Here is a 17,613-nt window from a genome sequence, read left to right on the forward strand (position 1 = left end):
AGTCTGATGGGTATTCTTCCCTGCTCACCGAAATGGATCAGGGCGCTTCTTTGCTGGGATGTACAGAGGGTGCTTCGGGCTGCCGTCCTTGTTTAGCCCGAGGTGGTGAAGCAGATTCGCGCGGCCGCACATCCTGATGATCCGCAGCACCTCGGCCGCGCGCGCCGGCGCGGCCTTGTGGGCGCCCCAGGCGCATATCACCAGTGAGCACCGGTCGATCGCGTCCATGATTGCGCACTCGTTGCGGTCTGGCCGGTCGCCCAGCGGAGCGGGGTGGGTCAGCAACCCTTCCGGATCTGTCGAGCGCAGCGGAAACAGGTTGACCACCTCCAACCGGCCGTACTTCCCGGCCAGCGCCCGTTGCATGCACCTGGTGACCGTCGGATCGTTGACCAGGTGGTCAGCGGTCGACGGGTTGAGCATGATGAAGCCGAGCCCAGGCCGGCCGCGGTCCCATTCTCGCCAGAGCCGGTACCGGTATTGCTCGCAGTCGGAGAGTACGCAACCAGCCTCGCCGTCGAGGGTCGTTTCGATCAGTCGTTTCATCGCTGCACCCTCCCGAACTCGACAACCCACACCCACGGATTTTCCTCCCACGCGCCGGCGCCGTTGATGCTGTCCCACAAATGGCGGAAGGCGTGCGCATAGCTGGCGCCTCGGACGGCGTCCGGAAACATCGGAGTCACGATGCCTTCGGCCTCGGCGTCTTTCTCAGTGATGTCGTTCAGCCGCTCGACGCGCACTCCGGTGATCTCTAGCAGGATGCGTGACGCCCAACGCGGCATGAACCGCGCGTGCCGGTAGCGGCCGGGCTCTGGAGGTCCAAAGTGTGGCGGCGTGCTGGTGTGATCCCAGTTCCGTCGGTCGCCGTCTGCTTCGTAATGGATCGGTGCCCACGGAATCGAATAGCCAGCGTCGAGGCACATCTCCGCAATCCGTCCGCCGCTGTGCGGGTCCAGTTCCTTCGTAGACCGCCATGCCTCGCGGACGTATAGACGGTCGCCTGGTTCTCCATGGGGGCAGCCCCGTTGGTTCGGGAACCTGGCCAGCACCTTGTCGACTTCGAGGCCGTCGAATTCGGTGGCCACGCGCCGCGTCTGCGTCTTCCGGCCGTCCAGGATGGCGCGCACCATGGCGCCAGAGAAGAGGATGGGGCGCTCACGCATGACGGTCCTCCATGGCGCTGTACTCGATGTGATAACCGCCACCGTCGTGTGCTACGTGCTTGACGCGGATGCCGTGCTGCTCGCCCTCACGCTGACACAAGGAGGCGTGGAAGAACCCGCCAAGCGTGTCCTTCCAGTCCTGGGGCATCGCGGCAAGCACCATGCTTTCGGTGACCAGCTGGGCCGGCCCAGACAGGATGGAGGCGGCGATAGCCGCCTTGTACTGCCGGCTCTGCGCCAGGACCGACTGCGCCGTCTCGCGCGCCGTCAGGCCAGGAAACGGCCACGCCTCATACCGGGTCACGTCGAGGCGCGGCGCTGGCGGAATCAGGGTCAAATCGGTTTGGTGCATCAGGCTGCCTCCGGAAGTTGTGCCACGGACAAGGCGACGGCAACCGGCCGCACCCACACCGGCGTGGCCGAAAGCATGAACGTCTCACCGGTCTCCGCCAGCAGCAGGGTAGTGCCCATCACCTCGGCGATCGCCTGTGCGGCGTCTGGCGGTACCGCGTTGCCGATGCGCTCGCGCCAGGCCTGATCGCTCAGGCCGTCCAACTCGAGATATTCCTCCGGCTCGATCAGCGACTGAATGGCCGCCAGTTCGAGCGTGGTGAAAGGGCGGTGCCAGGTGCCGTCCAGCGCGCGGATGATCGCGACCAGCTTGTCGTTCGCCGCCGGCAGACGAGGGTCGGCAACTGACCAGCGGCCGTTATCGTGGCCAGCAGCTGCCGAGACTGCGCCGCTGGGCTGATCCCATCCGACCACGCCGTAGTGCCCGCCGGTCAGGTAGTGGTCGCCGCGCTCGCGCCGCATGCCCGGACGCGGGTCGGCGACGGCATAGGCGCCCTGGCCGGTGTCGCTGCGAGCGATGACCGTGCCGGCCGGCTCGTCGTAGCCGGTGATGCGGTACTTGCCGGCGCCCTCGAATCCCGTCGACGCGCGCGGATCCTGCACGCACTGGCCAGTACCGTGAGCGCTGGTGACGGCGCCGGCGGCCTGCTGCCACGGCACAATGCGGAACTCGTTGTTGTGCTTGGCCGGGCCGGCGTGGCGTGGGTCGGCTACGCTGAACGTCCCCTGGCCGGGATTCGTGCCGGCGGTGATCGTCCCGGAGGCCTCGCCCCAGCGCAGCACGCCGTACTGCTGATATTGGGCAGCATTGGCAGGGCCGCGCGGGTCGGCAATCGAGAAGGTGCCGTTGCTGGGCAGCGACTCTCCAGCCACCGCGCCGGCATGCTCTTCCCAGGTCAGGACGCCCAGCGCGCCGTTGCGACGCTCGGGCATGATCAGGTAGTCCCGCAGGCGGCCGTCGACCACCTCCAGGCGGTTTAGGCTGCGCCAGTCACTGCCAGCCTCGACGAATGCGAGGCGCACCCAGGTCTTCCACTGCAGGGACGGCACGCGGTGCATCGGGCCGCCGGCGGCGTCGCCTGGCTGCGGCATGCGGCCCAGCACGGTACCGACGCCCTGCAGGCGCCGCAGTTCGGGCTCGTATAGGAAGGCCGGCACCTTTTCCATGTGCCGCGCAACAAGGAGGAAGCGCTTCCGGCTCTGGGCCAGCCCGCCCAGCTCGCCGCAGTCGTGCGTCGTCTCGTTCACCGCGTAGCCGTAGTGGCGCAGGATCTGGTTGATCTGGTCCAGCAGGTGACGGCCGCGCGTGGCCAGCCGCGGCACGTTCTCGAACACGATCAGCTCGACCGGGTCATCCTTCCAGGCTTCGCACATCAGCCAGACACAGCGCAGCGTCAGCTCGTTGAGGGCCTGGTACTTTGGCGTGCGGCTCAGGGTTTCCGATAGCAGACCGCTGGCGCCCTTGCAGGGCGACGAGATGAACACGCAGTTGGGGCGCTCGTTGCCGGCGGCGCGCCGGATGTCAGCGGGCGTGGCCTCGCGCCAGCCAGCCCGCGGCTCCTTGCCGTGGAATGCCGTGTACTGCTGGCGCGTGAACAGGTCCATGACCGTGCAAGGCACACCCACCAGCTTCTGAAAGTCGCGGGCCGCGGCCGGGTCGACATCGATGCCACCGATGCAGCGCCACTTCGCGACCATGTTCCCGACCCGAGACGCTGCCTTCTTGAAACCCTTGGCGCCGCCGCCCAGGCCGCAGCAGAAGCCGAACGTCTTGTACTCGCGGACGATCATGCCTGCTCCTTGCCGGTGAGAGGCCTGGCCACGCCGGCGCACGGCGGCGAGTCGAATCCCATGGCGGCCTTCAGTTCGTTACCACTCAAGGCGGAACGCGTGAAGTCCAGATTCGTGCCTGCGCCGGCTGCGGGCGGCATTGGGGCGGCATCGAGCATTGCCCTGTAGTTGCGAACCATGTGCTCGTGGTTGACGCCCGAGAAGATGGCATTGCGCATTTCCGTGGTGGGCTCGATAGGCACCAGCTTCCACCGATTCGGCACATGGCATTGCGGCGTGGCGCCAGCCTCCAACTCGCTGATGCGGTGTTCCAGCCGTCGCCTGATGCGCTCGCCGTTTATAGGCAGGTCGATTTCCTTCCATTCCTCGGTGCCATCGAGCGCGCCCTGAGCGCGTGCGATGATCCAGCGGGTACGGCGGGATTGCTCGCGGCTTCGGCGGGCGGTGCGGGCAATGTGATCCAGCGCGTCACGAAGCCGATCAACCTCGGCAGGCGATGCGCTCGGCAGGTGCTCTGGCAGCGGCGAGTGCTTCGGCTTGGCAGCCTGCTTCGCGCGAATCTGCTCGACCTTCGTCCAGATGCGGGACAGTTCCTTTTCGCCTGCCGCGTGCATGTCCAGCCCTTGCGCCAGGCACAGTGCGGCCAGCGTCACCATCACGCCGCCAGCCTCTTGGTGCTTGTCGCCGACCGAGCGCCCATAGACGTAGTCGACAAGTTGATGCGCCTCGCTGGCCGTGGCGCCACAGGACTGCACCAGTTCCAGTGCCTCTTCGAGGAAGCGGTGATTGCGCTCCTGCTCGTCGGCAGCGATCTGAGCGCCGAAGCACGCCAACATCCAGGGTTGCACGCGCGCCTGGAACAGCTCGGCAGGTGCTGCGCTCGGCGCAGTGGCGGCGTCCGCAATGACGGCACGCGCCATATCAGCGAACGTCGCGAAATAGCTTTCCGGGTACTGGCTAATCGAATGCTCCGGTTCGGCCTTCTGCCATGTGGCCAGCAGCAGCGCCGCGATCCTGTTCACTTCGTTCTTCTCGATCATGCCTTGCTCCTCACGCGCAGAATTGCCAGCATCAGTTCCTCGGCGTTGACCGTCAGAAACAGCCGCTCACGTTTAGTGCCGATCTGCACAGCGATCTCCACCGTTTCCGGACCGCTATCGCTGTCGTTATTGACGCCTACGATCACCTCGTCGGAGGTGTATGGGCCGTCGGCGTCGTCCTTCCAGGCCTGCACTCGGCCGATGATGTTCTGATAGCTCATCTCAGTGATCCTTGATCGATTCGAGGAAAGAGGCCATCGGCCCGAACTTCACCCAGCGCGACAGCGGCTGGTGCGGGTGCTTCACGGCGGCGCGCTTGAGCTCGCGCGCCAGCTTCTCGAGCTGCGCGATCTGCAGCGTCATGACGGCGTGCGCCTCGCGGGCGATGGCCAGCTGGCGGCGCAGTTCGGCGTTCTCTCGCTGCAGGGAGGCGTCAGTGCCAAGAACGGAGAAGGCGTGCATCAGTGCCCCCCGCGCGTGGCGATGATCTGCTCATCCACCCACTTCTGGACCTCTTCCTCGATCCAGCCGCTGGCCCGGCCCAGCTTGATGGGCGCCGGGAAGGTGTGTTCCTTGATGCGCTCGTAGATGGCGGTCTTGCCAAGGCCAACACGCTCAGTGACCTCGGGCAGCCGGATGATCCGGCGCTGCGGTTGGGTGTTCATGAGAAATGCCTCCCATGCAGTTCGTCGAGCTTCTCCACTTGGTTGCCGGTGAGCTTCGTCACCTCGCCGGCGTGCATGCGATGCGCCAACGTGCGCACGAAGCTGGATTCCCAGTCGTTCAGGTCTTTGGTTCCCAGCAGACCTTCCAGGCGCTGGATCATGGTGGTGGTGCTGACCATCACGCGGCCTCCCTGATGCTTCCGACCTGGTGGTCCTCGATCCAGTAGGCGGTGATGGACTCAGGCAGCTGCCCGGGCGGCGCCTTGAGGCTCATGAAGATCAGCGCGGTGTCGATCTCGCCGGCCGCTGCCAGGTCGTCCAGCCACCAGAACAGTCGGTCGCGCTCGGTGCCGATCAGCACGTCCGCCCGGTCCAGGACCAGCAGGCGCATGCCGGTGAGGCGTGAGATTGCCTCGGCCAGCAGCGCGTCGGCGCGCCACTTCTCCGATTCGGAGAACAGGGCATAGGGCCGGCCACCGTCGCCGGTGATAGCCATGTCGGCGCCGATGCCGATGCGCATCCATTCCGACTCGACAGCCGCGGCTGCCAGGCGCTCGTTAATCGGGTCCAGCGCCTCGGACAGCAGCTCTGTCGGGATGCCGCTGGGACCGAAGGCGTCGGCCAACGCTTCCCAGGCGACCACGTCGGCATGGTGCTGGGCCGCCTTGGCCGTCTGCTCGGCGGCCTGGGCGATCGCGCGGCATGCGGCGCGCGCGGCTTCCAGTTCCTCGCTGACCTTGCCGATGGCCGACTGCAGAATCTTCAGTTCGGCCTCGATCTTGGCGCGCAGCTCGTCATCGGCGTCGCCGCCGTCAGCCGCGGCGTCCTTGCGCAGCAGCTCGAGCTGCTTGGCTGCAGCGTCGGCTGCGTCGCGCTCGGCCGTGCGGCTCTTCAGGGCGTTCGCCAGGACGTTCAGGCTGCGTTCGTACTCAGGCAGGCGTGCCGCCGCTTCGGGGTCGGCCTGGGTCGGCTCGTACTTCGCCAACTGGCCGGCCAGGAAGAGCAGCATGGCGCCGCACTCGGGGCAGCTGCAGGGCATGCCGGCCACCTTGCCGCCGGCAGCGGCCCGCAGCGCCTCGACCTTGGGGCGGAAGGTGTCCAGCTCTGCCTGTGCCCGCTCAACCGATTCCTGCGCCTTAGGCAGCTGATCAGCCTTGGCCGACAAGTCGGAGATCTGGCGCTCACGGTGCGCGCGCTGGCGCGCCGCGGCGTCGATCTCGCCCAGCTGGCGCTGCAGGTCGCCAGCCGATGCACTGGCGACGGCAATATCGGCTTCGCATTCGGCGATCGTGGCGGCCAGGTCTTCCGGCGCGGGCCCGCCAGCCGCGGCCGGCGCGATCCAGTCGGCGGCCTTGACGCTGCCATAGGTCTCGTTGGTGATGGCGCGCCAGGCGCCCTTCGCGGCAGTGGCCTTCGTCTGCGCTTCCTTGGCGGCGGCGTCGAAGCCTGCTCGCACCAGCGGCAGCACGGCTTCGGTCTTCTTCGCGTCGCAGCCGCGCGCCACCAGGCGCTCGCGCACCTGGTCGGTACCGATCTTGATGCCCATCAGGTCGAACAGGAAAGCGCGGCGTTCCTTGACGTCCAGGTGGGCGAAGCGCTGGGCGTCCAGCACAAACGACAGCCGCGGATCAGCCGGGATGCCCTGCGTGGCCTTGCCCGAGGGCAGGGCGACGCTGTTGGACTGCGGGCCGACGGAAATCACAATCGACCCCGATTCGGTTCCGTCGTGCAGCAGCTGGCCGTATTCCTTCTTGAGGCTGACGCGCACACTCTCGCCGGCCAGTGCCATGCGCACGGCTTCCTGGATGCTGGACTTGCCGGCGCCGTTCGGGCCGCAGATCAGGGTCACAGGCGTGGCCGGGCTGATGTCGGCGGCCCGGATGCCGAGGAAGTTGCGGGCGTGGATGTGGGTGAGCTTCATGCTGTTGCCCCTTCGGATGCCACCAGGTGGCGGTTGCCCTCGTTGTCGGGTGCCGAGACGATGCCGTCGACTTCCATTGCCTCGATCAGGCGAGCCGCGCGGTTGTAGCCGATGCGCAGATGGCGCTGGACCAAGGAGATCGACGCGCGGCGGTGTTCGATGACCAGCTCGCGTGCGGCGGGATAGAGTTCATCTTCCGAACCCCTTTCTGCGTAGACGTAGCTGGATTCGGCGCCTGCTCCAAAGTCGAGCTCGCTGTCACTCGGCACCAGGCACAGCTCGATTTCGTCCTGCAGGAACTCCGCGATTCGCGCCACCTCGTCGCCGCTGGGCTTGAGCGACACCGAGAACGTCACGGTCACCTTGAATCCGTCCTTGGGCTCCAAAGCGAACTTTTTGACGCGCACGCCAAAGAACGTGCTGCTGACCATGTCCAGCCGGTAGCTCTCCAGCTCATGGCCGTAGGTGACGGGGCCCATGATCTTGTTGCGCACGGCGCCGTTCGAAAGGAAGACGAAGTTGGACAGCAGCTCATCGAAGAACCGCATGACGTTGTGGTCGGCCACAGTCTTGAGCTTCAGGTCGAGCGCAAGCTCCTGCGCATCCTCGGGCCCTTCCTTGCGGGTGTTGAGGTGCAGGATGGTCGCGCGACCCATGAATCGGAACTTGTCCATGGGCTCCGGCCTCAGTCAGCTTTGATCGGCGCGCGGGCGCGGCGCTGCGGCTGGGCGGCGGGCTCGTCGGGTGGCGCCAGCTCGCGCATGCGGCGCGCGGCAACCTGGTTCAGCGTCGCCTTCTGCGTTTCGTCCGGCAGCTGCTTGATCAGGCTGCGGGCGTAGTCCAGATCCTCGATCGACGCGGCCTGCAGCAGCTCGCGGTTGACGTCCTGGAAGGTCGGGACATCACCCGCGCCGGCGTCGCCGGTATCGCCTTGCTCGGGCTCGCCTGCCGGCGCATCAGAGGTAGCGGCTTCCTGTTTTTCGACCTCGGATGAGGCGGTCTGCGCCGGCGCGGTCTTGCGCTCGACGACCTCGGCCGGCTGTGCGGGCTGGGCCGCCGCCGCGCGGGCGCCACCGCGCAGTTCGTCGACGGAGGTCTTGGCGACCGTGTAGGTACCGTCGGGATGCACGTCGATGATGTCCTGCGACTCTTCGACCGTCGGCAGGCCCATGCTCAGTTCTGGCGCATTGGTGCGCGCCCAGAACGCAGCGGCCCGGTACATGAACATCTGGTCGGGCATCGTCTTCCACTTCGACCCGTTCTTCGAATCCCAGCCCTCGGCGCGGACCATCTTCCAGGTCACCCAGACGCCGTTCAGGCGTTCGCCCGTGGCCTTTTCGGTGGTCCAGGCGCGGCAGCCATAGTCTTCGGACCCTGGCTTGTCCTCGTTGCGCCATTCGTACTTGAGCGAGGCGTAGCGGCCGCACGCATTCACAGTGGCGATCAGGAACTTGCTCGACCAGCTCGGTTGCCCGTGCACGTCGTAGAGGTTTTGCATGATGAAGATGGGATCCGCATTCATGCGCTGCGCCATGTTCAAGGCGATCATGCAGCTGGCCAGGTTGCCGCGGTATGCCTTCGGCACCAGGTCGGTGTTCACGAAAGCCTTGGCAACGCGCTGCATGAGTTCGAAACCCTGCAGATCAAAAAAGCCGGCGCGCACGGTGGGCATGTTGGCCTCGCGGGGCGTGCCTGCGGCCTGCTTCATTTCGGCGAGAGAAGTGGTGGCGGTCATTGGGTGTCCTTCGTGGAAGTTCGCTTATTGCGGTTCTGCTCGGTTCGGGTGGCCCAGCGACAGTTGCCGGGTTCGTAGTTGCCGTTGCTATCCATGCGGTCCAGGGTCTTGCCGGGCGGCCGCGGCCCCATGTGTTCGAGGAAAGCCTCGAAGCTCTCGCACCAGGCGATGGCAACCTCGATGCCGCGGCCGCCGTAGTCCTTGAACTGGCGGTGCTTTGCGTCGCTGCAGCGCGCGAGCATGGCGCGCCAGCTGCGGTAGGTTGGTGTGCCGTAGTGGCCGTGCGTGGTCTGCTTTTCGCGCATCACCTCGGCACGCAGGCAGCCGCACGAGCGGGATTCGCCATTGCGCAGCGTCTGCGAGGCGATGACGCGCTCGGTGCCGCATGCACAGCGGCAGAGGTATCGCGTCGGGGCGGGCGGGTTCATGGCCCGTGACAAGACGGTCCACTTACCGAACACCTTGCCTTCGAGGGGAATGCGCTGCATGGCGAACTCAGCTCTTGTAGGGGCAGGTGGCGTGCCGCGGGCAGTACTTCGCCGAGCACAGGACGGATTTGCCGTTGCCGTAGAAGGCGCCGGACTGGATGAGGCGGGATGCGTGCTGCAGCAGGCCCGGCTGTTCGTCGGTTCCCAGCAGCGCCGCGCGCGGGGATTCGATTTCGCCGGTACCGACGCGCTGCGCCGCGGCGGTCTTGCCGGTGTTCAGGCCGACGATCTGCGCCGGCGCGCTGATGGGCACGCCCAGAGCGTGTTCAGCCAGCAGCTCGTAGACGCCCAACTGCGGGCCGTGGCCGGCGGTCACCGCGGTGCCGTCGGTACCCACGGCGCGCCCGCCGGTCTTCAAATCCGAGATCCCAACGCCGGCGGCGGTGGTGCGCACACGGTCGGTGGTGCCGGTCAGCGCAATACCCAGCTCAGGGATCTCCAGGCGCTCGCAGGCGACTTCCACGCCGACGTAGTGCTGACGCGGCGCGATCTCGGCGCAGTAGCGGGCGTGCAGGGCCAGGCCGATCCGTTCGGCGGCGGCCGGGTCGGTGTCGTCCCAGTCCACTTCGGCGTTCTTGTCGCGGATGGTGTCGACCAGCGCGCCGGCTGCGTCATCGGCGGTGATGGGCGCGCCGTCGAGCGTGGCCTGGTCGAACTTGCCGGTGCTGGCGTGCACGGCGGTGCCCAGGTGCGCGGCGGCGCCCGACGGCATGCGCATGCCCAGGATGTGCTTGGCTTCCCAGCGGGCCGGGCAGTCGAAGAGTTCGGCCAGCGAGCTGGCGCGGATGGTAACGATGTTCATGGCGTGGCCTCAGTGGATGCGGATCAGCTCGGGTTCACCGCTGGCGAGCCAGCGGCCGGTGAGTCGGAAGCCCGCCGCGCGCTGCAGGCGCAACCAGGCCTCCCAGGTGATTTCGGGGTTCATGTGGTCTTCCGGATCGAGGTGGGGTGGACCAGGACCGGCTCGTCGATGGCTGCGGCGTACACGCAGAACAGGGCGGCCAGGGCGGCGGTGGAAACGAGCCAGAGGCAGATCAACTGGCCAACGGCGCGGGCGAGGGTGGGGCGGCGCTTCATGCTGCGGCCCCGGTGACGCGTGCGATGACGGCCTCGCGCTCGAAGGCGCGGGTGATGCCGTCGCCGTCGACGCCGTCGCGTGCATTGCGTTCGCCCCAGACCATCTTCTGGCTGGTCGACATCAGGTTCAGGGCGTTGCGGATGATCAGGTGGGCAGCCTGCAGCTCGCGCAGCAGCTCGGCGCGAGCGCTGTCGACAGCGGCCTGGCGGATTGCGGCTTGAGTCGGGGTCATGGCGCGCCTCAGTCCAGGTTGAAGGCGCGGACCACGACCACGTAGTCGACTCCATCCCAGTAGCGGCCGACCACCGCGGGCGAGCGGTACGGGTCGATCAGGTTCTTGCGATCGAGCGCTGCGGCGTAGACCTGGTCTTCGTCGGTGCCACGGAACTCGAAGTGCGGATTGCCGTACATCGTGTGGCTGATCTCGCGCACGGCCGGCAGGGCATGGCCGCCGCCGGCGCGTTGCTGCGCTTCGTACGCGCGCTGATAGGCGGCTGCAGGGGGAACGGCGTTTGGCATCTCTGTCTCCAGCGAACCGCTGCGAACGTCAGCGGCGTAGAGGCAAGTATAGAAACACTAGACAATAGAAGTCAAGGCAATCTATACAAATGTGTAGCCGGGCTATACCTGCTGTGAGGCCGGACGTAACTTCTAGGCGCGCAGGCGCAAAAAAGCCGCCTCAAGGGCGGCTATCATCTGTCTGCACTACGCTCGGCGGTGCTCTATGGAGGGGGAGACTATGGAACCGGATGACGTGATTCGCGAGTTTGAGCAACTGGCTCTGGATGAGGCGGTCGAACTGGAAATCGACGAGGCGATCGCCGGCTTGGCGGTGCTTCTGACGGACCCGACGATCGAGGGGAAAGAAAGGGTGCTCCTGACGCAGGTCGGGGCGACGCTCTACCGGCTGGGCCTGAATGAGCGGGTCAGGGCGGCTCTGAAGGTCTGAGGGCCGCTAGAGTGTGTGTCGCGGGCAACAAAAAGCCCGCCGGGGGGCGGGCTTCTATTCTGAAGCGGTCGTGCTTATTTCTTGACGTTAGCAGCAAGTGCAGATAGTCGCGAAAGCTGCTTGGATACCGCCGCGCCGTACGCATTGACGGCAACGTTAGTTTGGGTCACTGCTTCTGCGTCCGCGCCTGCGGCAATGTTTGCAACGAGTTCAAACAGAGCAGCCGTTGGAATGGCCAACGATAGCTTCGCGACACGTTGCTCTACCGGGTCACCCTCCGACCCGTCCGTGGGAGCCGTGACTGAATGAAACATAATGCGGGAGATCGGGATGCCCAGTTGCAACTGTGTAACCCCATCTACAAACAACTCAGGCAAATTGTCTGGCACCAGGCAGTCAAATTTCCCAAGGTCCGATCTATGCTGCATCGTACGTGGCATGGCTAAAATCCCTCTCAATATGGATATTTACCTGGCTAGAGCCGATATTGCCCTGGTACACATGAGGGCCAATCTCGGTCGATAGAGTTGGCCAAGAAGCTCCCCATGCAATGGACCTTGCCTCGATAGTATTCAGGTTGCGAATGAGCTTGAATTGAGGTGCGTTCTCGATGGCGCCCGCCGCGTCTTCATCTTCGAATGAAGGGACAACCAAGTCTGCCGGCGCGACATTCGCGATTTCGCAGAGAAATTTCGAGTACGGCACAAGCTTTGTCACAAGTGCAACATCGAAGAACGCAGCCACTTTTAGCAAGGTGGGAATGGACATCTTGCCGTAGCTCGGGTCTTCCAGTCGAGCGACTGCTGATTGGCTTTTGATCCCAAGCGCTTTCGCCAATTGGCCTTGCGTCAAACCTCGCGATAACCGCATTTCGCGCAACTGAAAGGCGAGCCCTTGTTCAAGGTGAGCCTTAACGTAGCTGTCGCGGTACGACTTTCGCCTCAATTTCAAGAGTCTGGTCGTCCTCATTTTCTTCGTCTCTGTTCCAAGGAACCGATCTAGACTGACCCTCTATGACCGATTTCCTTCTTGTTTCACACGTCTTAACGGCATCGAGAGGCACAAACTTATTGCCTTTCTCTTGAGCCCAAATCAACAGAGTGAAATTCTTGTCTTCTGGACCAAAGAAGCCAAGTGGACGCTGTTGGACCTTTTCTGCACGAAATCTAAACTCAAAAAAATCACGATACCCGCCCTTGTGCTCGGGTCTCAGTTTTGCTGCGGCCGGGCGAACCCACTGATCCCTGCCGCGAACCTCCAGATACTCCCAGTGCGTGTCGAATGCTGCCTGTAACTCATCGCTCGCCCTGTCATAGTCCTCTCTCACCTCGCGCTTACCAGAAGCGCTGCTGTGGTCTCTAAGCCACCAAAGCTTCGAACGACTCATTGAGTGTATCACTTATTTGTGATTTTGCATGGAGGTTGGGTGGTCGACCGCCCCGAGCAGCGCGTCAGTCCGGCCGCCAGGCCGACGATTTCACGATGCCCGCGACGTACTGCAGCCGCTCGATCTGGTCCTGCGGGATGCGAACCATGCCGTGCCGCTCGTTGACCGACGACAGATGCACCACGCCGTCACGGACATAGGCCAGCTCCTTGACCATGACGCGGCCGTCCTGGGACTTAACCAGGACCTCGTCGCCGTTGGTGACCCCGTGGTTGGGCTCGACCACGACGAACTCGTTGTGCTTCACCCGCGGGCGCATGGAGTCGCCGTTGCAGCGCAAGCCGTAGGCGTCCGGATCCATGGTGGGGAACACCAGGAAACCGTCCCCGTGGCCTACCGGGTATTCGATGTCGGAGAAGTGCCCGTTGTCACCGAGCTGAGCCATGCCAACCACTGGGATGCGCCTGTAGCTGCTTGATGGGATATGGACGATGTCAAAGGGCAGGCTGGGTTCGTCCAGCTCGGCCTCCAGGGGATTCGACAACTGCGTTGCGCCTTTGCCGTTGATCAGCCAGGCGGGGCTATAGCCATAGGCCTCCTGCAGCTTCACCGCATGATGGAGCTGAAGCTTCGGCGCATCTGCTTCCAGCCACGACCGCACGACGGCAGTCTCGACTCCCAGTAGCGCGGCGAGCACATTCACGTCCAGATGTTGCTCGACCAGAACGATCTGTAGGCGCTCGGCCGGCGTACTTCCCCGCTCCACGCCCGGTGCCAAGGGCGCGAGGATGTTTGCCTCGGAACCGGGGCGACGCAACTCTGCGGCAAGCCGCGGGCTGATTGATTCGAGATCGACGCCGAGCCCCTTGGCGAAGCCTTGTGCTGCCTTCGTCGAGAGAGGAATCTGGCCCGCTAGGTACTGATTGATCTGCGGACCAATCTCGTAGCGCCGGCTGAACTCTTCAATGCTTAGCCGCCCGCGGTGCTGGGTGAAGAGGTCGCGGAGACGGTCCGCATCCTCCTTTTGCCAGGCCACGAGCGTTCCAACTCCCTGCGCTTGGGCGGGTGCGTCCTGGCCTATGGGCAAACCGCTTAACTCAGCGATCGCGCTGAGCTGGGCAAAGCTGGCTTCATGACGGCCGTTCTCCCACGCCGACACGTTGCCTTTCGTGAGGCCGAGCTGTTCCGCGAGCTGCTCCTGCGTGAGGCCAGCCTTCTTTCGGGCGAGACGGATCCAGGACTTCATTTCCATCGCGCGATAGTACAGAGAATCTAAACAGTGAAGGTCTACGTTTTCTTTACCAACGTGTCTAGAAGTTCTATACTTGCCGAAAACTTCGACCGGATTCGGAATCATGAGCGATCACCCCGTGAAACGAGCTGCCGCGCTGGCAGGCGGCTATGAAAAGTTGGCGAAGGCGCTGGGCGTCACCAGAGGCGCTGTGCACCAGTGGCTGGATGAGGGCCGCCAAGTCCCCGCTGAGCACTGCCCGAAGATCGAACTGATCACCGGCGGCCAGGTGACCTGCGAAGAGTTGAACGACAAGGTTGATTGGGGCTTCGTGCGTTCGTCGCGCGACTCGCCGGCCGAGCGCGGCGCGCGGAAGGGCGGTAAGCCGAAGGCTGACGCTCACGAATCGCATCCTGAGGCTGCCTGAAGGCGGCCCAGACACATAGACCTTTGGCGCGCCGCTTGGCTCGCCGGGCACAAAACACGGGCGATAGCCCAACCGGGGGAACAGCCATGCTGCGCAGTCCGCAGAGGGCGACATCTGGCCGAAGCCGGCTCGACAGAGCGCGGCGCGCTGCTTGCCAAGCGGGTGAGCGGTGGAGGCATCTGTTCCCCATTTTCTTTTTCTCGCCGGCCTGCGCGCCGGCTGCCTTGTTTCGTTGGGTGAATCGTATGAACCTCATTGAGCACTTGGGAGCATCACATGCCTAGCCTGGAATCCATGGTGCTGAACCGTGTTGCTCCGCTCACCCAGAAGAAGGTGGCCGAGCGCATCGGCGTCGAGCCGACCAACTTTTCCCGCTTCCTGAACAACAGCGGCCACCGGCTGACGTTCGCCGAGTTCTGCCAGCTGTTCGACGTCCTCGAGCTGGACGTCGTCGCGCCCGGCGACGACAGCATGGTTTGCCTGCCGCGCGAGGAATACCAGGCGCTGCGCACGCTGGCCCGCAAAGGACTGGAGGTCGCGTGATGGACGAGGTGATTAGCGTGGGGGCCGCGACGCTGATGTTCGTGTCGGTGATCGGCTTGATCGTGCCGGGGATGTGGTCATGAAGAGCCCGCCCGAGAAACGTAGGGCGTGCCGCGAAATGCTACAGAAGCGAGCGTTTCGATTGATAGAGCTCTTCAATCGGCGTGCCCTTCAGCATATTTCTGTCGCCGAGAAATCGCACCCAGTACATCACGGAATCTTCAAGGACCTCCCTGGGATCCCGCCAGTCATCGCCATCGACGATCAACCAAGTAGTCGGCGCCTGATGCAGCTTTCCGGGGCCCAAGATATAGCGGGTGGAAATGTTCGGATCGGGGTTTCGGTCGACGCGAGAGTGCTTATGGGCATCAGCAATCATTCGGCAGATCGCAAGCGATCTACGTTCGGCGCTAAGCCACTTTCGAAATTCCCGAACCTTGTTCTTATGTTTGGCTTGTTCCTCACCCGTCAGCGCGGCAAATGCCCAGTCTGCCATGTGCCAAGCATCGCTCGCGCAGGTGACTACTTGGTAGAGGAATCCAACCTCATGCGGGGGAATCCCTTTGAGTCGCGCGAACTCCCATTCCAGTTTCCCAAAAAAGTCGCCCGGCCCCTGCAGTGCGAACGTGTGATCCTTGAACTCGAGCATGTTGTGGTCTCCGTGTTATGGATGGATCGTAGCATCGGCCTGTGCGGGCGCCTCGTCGTGCGGCGGAGGAAGAAATCGTACTGGCCTGAGGTTGCAACATGAACTTCTACAAGCGCTACACCGGCGACTACGCGCGGGACACGGTCCATCTGTCGATGGTCGAGGACGGGGCATACAACCGCCTGATGGACTTCTACTACTCGACGGAGAAGCCGCTGCCGGCTGACCGCAAGGCGGTGTATCGCATCGCGCGCGCCACCGACAAGGCCGAGCAAAAGGCCGTGGACAGCGTGCTGGCCGAGTTCTTCCAGGGCGCCGTCGATGGGTTCCGGCACAAGCGCATCGACGCCGAGATCGAGAAAGCCAAACCGAAGGCGGACGCGAACCGAGAGAACGGGAAAAAGGGCGGTCGTCCTCGGAAAACACAACCCATGAATAACCCACCAGAAAACCCATTGGGTTTCCAAACTGAAACCCAGACAGAACCCAATGGAGAACCCGCGCTGGTTAACCATAGCCATAGCCATATAAACCAAAGCGTAAACGGCGGCGTAGGTAGCTCGCAGGGTGTAGGACCTGTGGATAACTCGGGCTCGCCGCCGCCGCTTTCCGCTGACGCGATCGGCGAACAGCTGGTCTTGCTCGAGGCCGAGCGGGGCAGGGCGCTGCGGCTGTCCTCGCGCGCGCACGAGGCGTTGCTCCGACTTGAGGCCCGCCAGGTCGCGTTGCCGGTGTTGCTCCGGGCTCATGCCCTCGCGTGCGCGCGAAGGGCTGCCGACGGGGATCCCTCGCCGGTGAACCCCGGCTTCCTCGAGCCGTTCATCGACGAGGCCATGGCGCCAGGACAGGGCGCCGGCAGCGCGGCGGAATGGGATGAGACCACCGAGGGCGTGCAGGCGAAGGCTGCCGAACTTGGGCTACCGCCGCAGCAGGACGGCGAAGCGTGGCTCTGGTTCCGGCTGCGGGTCATCCGTGAGTCCGGCGAGCAGCAGCGCATCGAGCGCGAGGTTAGCAAGGCTGAGCGCATGAACCCCAACGAGTTCCAGCGGGTGTACCGCTTCATGTACGGCATCGCGCCGGGGCAGGTGGCAGCATGACGCAATCGCTTTTCGACCAACCCAAGCCCGCGCTACGCCGCGTGGCGTTCACCATCCCCGGCCAGCCGGTGGCCAAGGGCCGGCCCAAGTTCGCGCGCCAGGGCGCCTTCGTGCGGACCTACACGCCGGAGAAGACGGCCAGCTACGAGAACCTGGTCAAGCTATCCGCGACGCAGGCTATGTCCGGCCGCCCGCCGTTCGACGGCCCGGTCGAGCTGACGCTGGAGATCCGGCTGCAGATCCCGGCGAGCTGGTCCAAGAAGCGCCAGCAACTGGCCGAGGCCGGCCAGGTCGCCGCGACCAAGAAGCCCGACGCCGACAACGTGCTCAAGGCGGTCAAGGACGGCATGAACGGCATCGTGTGGGTCGATGACGCCCAGGCGGTCGAGTACCGCATCAGCAAGCGCTACGGCACGACGCCCGGCGTGCGGGTCATCGTGGAACAACTGCCGCTGCAGGCGGCGTGAGGAATGAATTTGACGGGGGAAAACATGACGGAAGAACGCCTCTTCGACAGCTCGCACGCCGCCCTGGTGTTCGCGTTCAACTACTCAGGCCAGCAGTACCAGGCCTCGGCGATGAACAAGGCCATGACGCCTGCCATCGGCTCAGGGAAGGGGCTGGTCGGCGTTGACGGCGCTGCGCAGGCGGGGATGATCCGCGCCGAATTGGGCATGCTGCCCGAGCTGCACCAGGCAGTACTGACCGCGCGCTGTGCGCCGCGCGACATCATTTGCGACTGCGGCCGGCCGTGCTGCGCCGCCCGGCGCCCCAACCCGGAATGGGAGGCGGCGATCGTCTGGCTCACGGACCGCGCCATGCAGCAGCTGTCCGGCACGTTCTCGCACTACCGCGTCCGCCGGTCGATCCTGGAGAAGATTTTCGGCGTCCGGGTCGACCTGCAGCAAATCGCGGAAGACTGCGGTGCGCACCGCAACACGGTCAGTGCCCACAACACCAAGCTGAAGGTCTGGATCGAAGGCGAGAAGAAGCGCGGATTGATGGCCGCGCCCGGGGTTGAGTCGGTTGCCTGGACCGCGATCGACATCCGGCTGAAGGCGGCGGCGATGGTGAAAATCGAAGAGGTGGCTTGAC

At 64.6% G+C, this 17,613-nt stretch carries 28 protein-coding genes; 6 read left to right on the plus strand and 22 right to left on the minus strand.

All coding sequences use genetic code 11. From position 1 onward, the window contains the following. Nucleotides 1-24 precede the first annotated feature (24 nt). The 17 genes from AC3WVS_RS17975 to AC3WVS_RS18055 all read right to left on the minus strand — a co-directional run bounded on the left by AC3WVS_RS17975 (nucleotide 25) and on the right by AC3WVS_RS18055 (nucleotide 10,754). The gene (locus AC3WVS_RS17975) at nucleotides 25-546 is read right to left on the minus strand and encodes a DUF1643 domain-containing protein (RefSeq protein WP_492319752.1); all 522 of its coding nucleotides are present in this window, start codon (nucleotides 544-546) and stop codon (nucleotides 25-27) included. After that, complete coding sequence (locus AC3WVS_RS17980) at nucleotides 543-1,166, minus strand: hypothetical protein (RefSeq protein ID WP_492319753.1); 624 nt, start codon at nucleotides 1,164-1,166, stop codon at nucleotides 543-545. The genes AC3WVS_RS17975 and AC3WVS_RS17980 overlap by 4 nt, the downstream gene beginning before the upstream one ends. Then, nucleotides 1,159-1,518, minus strand: coding sequence for a hypothetical protein (locus tag AC3WVS_RS17985; RefSeq protein ID WP_492319754.1), 360 nt, complete (start codon nucleotides 1,516-1,518; stop codon nucleotides 1,159-1,161). The genes AC3WVS_RS17980 and AC3WVS_RS17985 overlap by 8 nt, the downstream gene beginning before the upstream one ends. Then, nucleotides 1,518-3,308, minus strand: a complete 1,791-nt coding sequence (locus AC3WVS_RS17990) for a DNA cytosine methyltransferase (protein WP_492319755.1) — start codon at nucleotides 3,306-3,308, stop codon at nucleotides 1,518-1,520. The genes AC3WVS_RS17985 and AC3WVS_RS17990 overlap by 1 nt, the downstream gene beginning before the upstream one ends. Then, on the minus strand, nucleotides 3,305-4,348 hold the full coding sequence (locus tag AC3WVS_RS17995) for a hypothetical protein (RefSeq protein WP_492319756.1): 1,044 nt from the start codon (nucleotides 4,346-4,348) through the stop codon (nucleotides 3,305-3,307). The genes AC3WVS_RS17990 and AC3WVS_RS17995 overlap by 4 nt, the downstream gene beginning before the upstream one ends. Beyond that, entirely contained in the window at nucleotides 4,345-4,569 is a 225-nt protein-coding gene (locus AC3WVS_RS18000; protein ID WP_492319757.1) for a hypothetical protein, read from the minus strand. The genes AC3WVS_RS17995 and AC3WVS_RS18000 overlap by 4 nt, the downstream gene beginning before the upstream one ends. Before the next feature lies 1 nt (nucleotide 4,570). Next, nucleotides 4,571-4,810, minus strand: a complete 240-nt coding sequence (locus tag AC3WVS_RS18005; RefSeq protein ID WP_492319758.1) for a hypothetical protein — start codon at nucleotides 4,808-4,810, stop codon at nucleotides 4,571-4,573. Further along, nucleotides 4,810-5,013, minus strand: coding sequence for a helix-turn-helix transcriptional regulator (locus AC3WVS_RS18010; RefSeq protein ID WP_492319759.1), 204 nt, complete (start codon nucleotides 5,011-5,013; stop codon nucleotides 4,810-4,812). The genes AC3WVS_RS18005 and AC3WVS_RS18010 overlap by 1 nt, the downstream gene beginning before the upstream one ends. Then, the gene (locus AC3WVS_RS18015; RefSeq protein ID WP_492319760.1) at nucleotides 5,010-5,192 is read right to left on the minus strand and encodes a hypothetical protein; all 183 of its coding nucleotides are present in this window, start codon (nucleotides 5,190-5,192) and stop codon (nucleotides 5,010-5,012) included. The genes AC3WVS_RS18010 and AC3WVS_RS18015 overlap by 4 nt, the downstream gene beginning before the upstream one ends. Next, a complete protein-coding gene (locus tag AC3WVS_RS18020; protein ID WP_492319761.1) occupies nucleotides 5,192-6,934 on the minus strand; it encodes an AAA family ATPase in 1,743 nt (580 codons plus the stop codon). Before AC3WVS_RS18020 ends, AC3WVS_RS18015 begins: the two co-directional genes overlap by 1 nt. Continuing rightward, complete coding sequence (locus AC3WVS_RS18025) at nucleotides 6,931-7,608, minus strand: DNA translocase FtsK (protein WP_492319762.1); 678 nt, start codon at nucleotides 7,606-7,608, stop codon at nucleotides 6,931-6,933. The genes AC3WVS_RS18020 and AC3WVS_RS18025 overlap by 4 nt, the downstream gene beginning before the upstream one ends. Nucleotides 7,609-7,619: 11 nt before the next feature. Next, complete coding sequence (locus AC3WVS_RS18030) at nucleotides 7,620-8,669, minus strand: recombinase family protein (RefSeq protein WP_492319763.1); 1,050 nt, start codon at nucleotides 8,667-8,669, stop codon at nucleotides 7,620-7,622. Then, nucleotides 8,666-9,157: a hypothetical protein gene (locus tag AC3WVS_RS18035; RefSeq protein ID WP_492319764.1), complete on the minus strand. Its 492-nt coding sequence runs from the start codon at nucleotides 9,155-9,157 to the stop codon at nucleotides 8,666-8,668. Before AC3WVS_RS18035 ends, AC3WVS_RS18030 begins: the two co-directional genes overlap by 4 nt. Before the next feature lie 7 nt (nucleotides 9,158-9,164). Further along, nucleotides 9,165-9,959: a RecB family exonuclease gene (locus AC3WVS_RS18040; RefSeq protein ID WP_492319765.1), complete on the minus strand. Its 795-nt coding sequence runs from the start codon at nucleotides 9,957-9,959 to the stop codon at nucleotides 9,165-9,167. A gap of 119 nt (nucleotides 9,960-10,078) precedes the next feature. Then, nucleotides 10,079-10,234 (minus strand): hypothetical protein, encoded by a 156-nt coding sequence (locus AC3WVS_RS18045; RefSeq protein WP_492319766.1) that lies wholly within the window; start codon nucleotides 10,232-10,234, stop codon nucleotides 10,079-10,081. Then, a complete protein-coding gene (locus AC3WVS_RS18050; protein WP_492319767.1) occupies nucleotides 10,231-10,467 on the minus strand; it encodes a hypothetical protein in 237 nt (78 codons plus the stop codon). The genes AC3WVS_RS18045 and AC3WVS_RS18050 overlap by 4 nt, the downstream gene beginning before the upstream one ends. 8 nt (nucleotides 10,468-10,475) lie before the next feature. Further along, a complete protein-coding gene (locus tag AC3WVS_RS18055; protein ID WP_492319768.1) occupies nucleotides 10,476-10,754 on the minus strand; it encodes a hypothetical protein in 279 nt (92 codons plus the stop codon). A gap of 220 nt (nucleotides 10,755-10,974) precedes the next feature. On the opposite strand from AC3WVS_RS18055, the gene AC3WVS_RS18060 reads away from it, so the two are divergent. After that, on the plus strand, nucleotides 10,975-11,184 hold the full coding sequence (locus tag AC3WVS_RS18060; RefSeq protein WP_492319769.1) for a hypothetical protein: 210 nt from the start codon (nucleotides 10,975-10,977) through the stop codon (nucleotides 11,182-11,184). 74 nt (nucleotides 11,185-11,258) lie between these two features. Here the strand turns inward: AC3WVS_RS18060 and AC3WVS_RS18065 are convergent, their stop codons facing one another. The 4 genes from AC3WVS_RS18065 to AC3WVS_RS18080 form a co-directional block, all read right to left on the minus strand. Further along, nucleotides 11,259-11,624, minus strand: coding sequence for a hypothetical protein (locus AC3WVS_RS18065; protein ID WP_492319770.1), 366 nt, complete (start codon nucleotides 11,622-11,624; stop codon nucleotides 11,259-11,261). Beyond that, nucleotides 11,602-12,153 carry a helix-turn-helix transcriptional regulator gene (locus AC3WVS_RS18070; protein ID WP_492319771.1) on the minus strand — a complete coding sequence of 184 codons (552 nt, stop codon included), beginning with the start codon at nucleotides 12,151-12,153 and terminating at the stop codon, nucleotides 11,602-11,604. The genes AC3WVS_RS18065 and AC3WVS_RS18070 overlap by 23 nt, the downstream gene beginning before the upstream one ends. Beyond that, nucleotides 12,095-12,571: a hypothetical protein gene (locus AC3WVS_RS18075; RefSeq protein WP_492319772.1), complete on the minus strand. Its 477-nt coding sequence runs from the start codon at nucleotides 12,569-12,571 to the stop codon at nucleotides 12,095-12,097. Before AC3WVS_RS18075 ends, AC3WVS_RS18070 begins: the two co-directional genes overlap by 59 nt. 64 nt (nucleotides 12,572-12,635) lie before the next feature. Next, nucleotides 12,636-13,817, minus strand: coding sequence for a helix-turn-helix domain-containing protein (locus AC3WVS_RS18080; RefSeq protein ID WP_492319773.1), 1,182 nt, complete (start codon nucleotides 13,815-13,817; stop codon nucleotides 12,636-12,638). 109 nt (nucleotides 13,818-13,926) lie between these two features. Between AC3WVS_RS18080 and AC3WVS_RS18085 the strand changes: the two genes are divergently transcribed. Continuing rightward, nucleotides 13,927-14,229 carry a transcriptional regulator gene (locus tag AC3WVS_RS18085; protein ID WP_492319774.1) on the plus strand — a complete coding sequence of 101 codons (303 nt, stop codon included), beginning with the start codon at nucleotides 13,927-13,929 and terminating at the stop codon, nucleotides 14,227-14,229. Nucleotides 14,230-14,505: 276 nt separating this feature from the next. Next, nucleotides 14,506-14,772 (plus strand): CII family transcriptional regulator, encoded by a 267-nt coding sequence (locus AC3WVS_RS18090; protein WP_092307189.1) that lies wholly within the window; start codon nucleotides 14,506-14,508, stop codon nucleotides 14,770-14,772. 121 nt (nucleotides 14,773-14,893) lie between these two features. Here AC3WVS_RS18090 and AC3WVS_RS18095 read toward each other — a convergent pair whose 3' ends face one another. Next, nucleotides 14,894-15,421, minus strand: a complete 528-nt coding sequence (locus tag AC3WVS_RS18095; protein ID WP_492319775.1) for a hypothetical protein — start codon at nucleotides 15,419-15,421, stop codon at nucleotides 14,894-14,896. A 98-nt stretch (nucleotides 15,422-15,519) separates the two neighbouring features. Between AC3WVS_RS18095 and AC3WVS_RS18100 the strand changes: the two genes are divergently transcribed. Genes AC3WVS_RS18100 through AC3WVS_RS18110 form a run of 3 tightly spaced genes read left to right on the plus strand, consistent with a single transcriptional unit; the run spans nucleotide 15,520 to nucleotide 17,612 of the window. Then, on the plus strand, nucleotides 15,520-16,518 hold the full coding sequence (locus AC3WVS_RS18100) for a YdaU family protein (RefSeq protein ID WP_492319776.1): 999 nt from the start codon (nucleotides 15,520-15,522) through the stop codon (nucleotides 16,516-16,518). Further along, nucleotides 16,515-16,985 (plus strand): RusA family crossover junction endodeoxyribonuclease, encoded by a 471-nt coding sequence (locus AC3WVS_RS18105; protein WP_492319777.1) that lies wholly within the window; start codon nucleotides 16,515-16,517, stop codon nucleotides 16,983-16,985. Before AC3WVS_RS18100 ends, AC3WVS_RS18105 begins: the two co-directional genes overlap by 4 nt. A gap of 24 nt (nucleotides 16,986-17,009) precedes the next feature. Continuing rightward, the gene (locus AC3WVS_RS18110) at nucleotides 17,010-17,612 is read left to right on the plus strand and encodes a DNA-binding protein (protein WP_492319778.1); all 603 of its coding nucleotides are present in this window, start codon (nucleotides 17,010-17,012) and stop codon (nucleotides 17,610-17,612) included. Nucleotide 17,613 lies beyond the last annotated feature (1 nt).

The organism is Cupriavidus sp. CPT47-8839-RL05A (genome assembly GCF_058792255.1).

Coding starts and splice junctions, on each gene's coding strand:
- AC3WVS_RS17985 (WP_492319754.1), bottom strand. CDS start 1,518: ATGCACCAAACCGATTTGACCCTGATTCCGCCAGCGCCGCGCCTCGAC.
- AC3WVS_RS18025 (WP_492319762.1), bottom strand. CDS start 7,608: ATGGACAAGTTCCGATTCATGGGTCGCGCGACCATCCTGCACCTCAAC.
- AC3WVS_RS17975 (WP_492319752.1), bottom strand. CDS start 546: ATGAAACGACTGATCGAAACGACCCTCGACGGCGAGGCTGGTTGCGTA.
- AC3WVS_RS18090 (WP_092307189.1), top strand. CDS start 14,506: ATGCCTAGCCTGGAATCCATGGTGCTGAACCGTGTTGCTCCGCTCACC.
- AC3WVS_RS18040 (WP_492319765.1), bottom strand. CDS start 9,959: ATGAACATCGTTACCATCCGCGCCAGCTCGCTGGCCGAACTCTTCGAC.
- AC3WVS_RS17990 (WP_492319755.1), bottom strand. CDS start 3,308: ATGATCGTCCGCGAGTACAAGACGTTCGGCTTCTGCTGCGGCCTGGGC.
- AC3WVS_RS18065 (WP_492319770.1), bottom strand. CDS start 11,624: ATGCCACGTACGATGCAGCATAGATCGGACCTTGGGAAATTTGACTGC.
- AC3WVS_RS18070 (WP_492319771.1), bottom strand. CDS start 12,153: ATGAGGACGACCAGACTCTTGAAATTGAGGCGAAAGTCGTACCGCGAC.
- AC3WVS_RS18015 (WP_492319760.1), bottom strand. CDS start 5,192: ATGGTCAGCACCACCACCATGATCCAGCGCCTGGAAGGTCTGCTGGGA.
- AC3WVS_RS18075 (WP_492319772.1), bottom strand. CDS start 12,571: ATGAGTCGTTCGAAGCTTTGGTGGCTTAGAGACCACAGCAGCGCTTCT.
- AC3WVS_RS18100 (WP_492319776.1), top strand. CDS start 15,520: ATGAACTTCTACAAGCGCTACACCGGCGACTACGCGCGGGACACGGTC.
- AC3WVS_RS17980 (WP_492319753.1), bottom strand. CDS start 1,166: ATGCGTGAGCGCCCCATCCTCTTCTCTGGCGCCATGGTGCGCGCCATC.
- AC3WVS_RS18060 (WP_492319769.1), top strand. CDS start 10,975: ATGGAACCGGATGACGTGATTCGCGAGTTTGAGCAACTGGCTCTGGAT.
- AC3WVS_RS17995 (WP_492319756.1), bottom strand. CDS start 4,348: ATGATCGAGAAGAACGAAGTGAACAGGATCGCGGCGCTGCTGCTGGCC.
- AC3WVS_RS18085 (WP_492319774.1), top strand. CDS start 13,927: ATGAGCGATCACCCCGTGAAACGAGCTGCCGCGCTGGCAGGCGGCTAT.
- AC3WVS_RS18000 (WP_492319757.1), bottom strand. CDS start 4,569: ATGAGCTATCAGAACATCATCGGCCGAGTGCAGGCCTGGAAGGACGAC.
- AC3WVS_RS18035 (WP_492319764.1), bottom strand. CDS start 9,157: ATGCAGCGCATTCCCCTCGAAGGCAAGGTGTTCGGTAAGTGGACCGTC.
- AC3WVS_RS18050 (WP_492319767.1), bottom strand. CDS start 10,467: ATGACCCCGACTCAAGCCGCAATCCGCCAGGCCGCTGTCGACAGCGCT.
- AC3WVS_RS18030 (WP_492319763.1), bottom strand. CDS start 8,669: ATGACCGCCACCACTTCTCTCGCCGAAATGAAGCAGGCCGCAGGCACG.
- AC3WVS_RS18045 (WP_492319766.1), bottom strand. CDS start 10,234: ATGAAGCGCCGCCCCACCCTCGCCCGCGCCGTTGGCCAGTTGATCTGC.
- AC3WVS_RS18080 (WP_492319773.1), bottom strand. CDS start 13,817: ATGAAGTCCTGGATCCGTCTCGCCCGAAAGAAGGCTGGCCTCACGCAG.
- AC3WVS_RS18005 (WP_492319758.1), bottom strand. CDS start 4,810: ATGCACGCCTTCTCCGTTCTTGGCACTGACGCCTCCCTGCAGCGAGAG.
- AC3WVS_RS18095 (WP_492319775.1), bottom strand. CDS start 15,421: ATGCTCGAGTTCAAGGATCACACGTTCGCACTGCAGGGGCCGGGCGAC.
- AC3WVS_RS18055 (WP_492319768.1), bottom strand. CDS start 10,754: ATGCCAAACGCCGTTCCCCCTGCAGCCGCCTATCAGCGCGCGTACGAA.
- AC3WVS_RS18010 (WP_492319759.1), bottom strand. CDS start 5,013: ATGAACACCCAACCGCAGCGCCGGATCATCCGGCTGCCCGAGGTCACT.
- AC3WVS_RS18110 (WP_492319778.1), top strand. CDS start 17,010: ATGACGGAAGAACGCCTCTTCGACAGCTCGCACGCCGCCCTGGTGTTC.
- AC3WVS_RS18020 (WP_492319761.1), bottom strand. CDS start 6,934: ATGAAGCTCACCCACATCCACGCCCGCAACTTCCTCGGCATCCGGGCC.
- AC3WVS_RS18105 (WP_492319777.1), top strand. CDS start 16,515: ATGACGCAATCGCTTTTCGACCAACCCAAGCCCGCGCTACGCCGCGTG.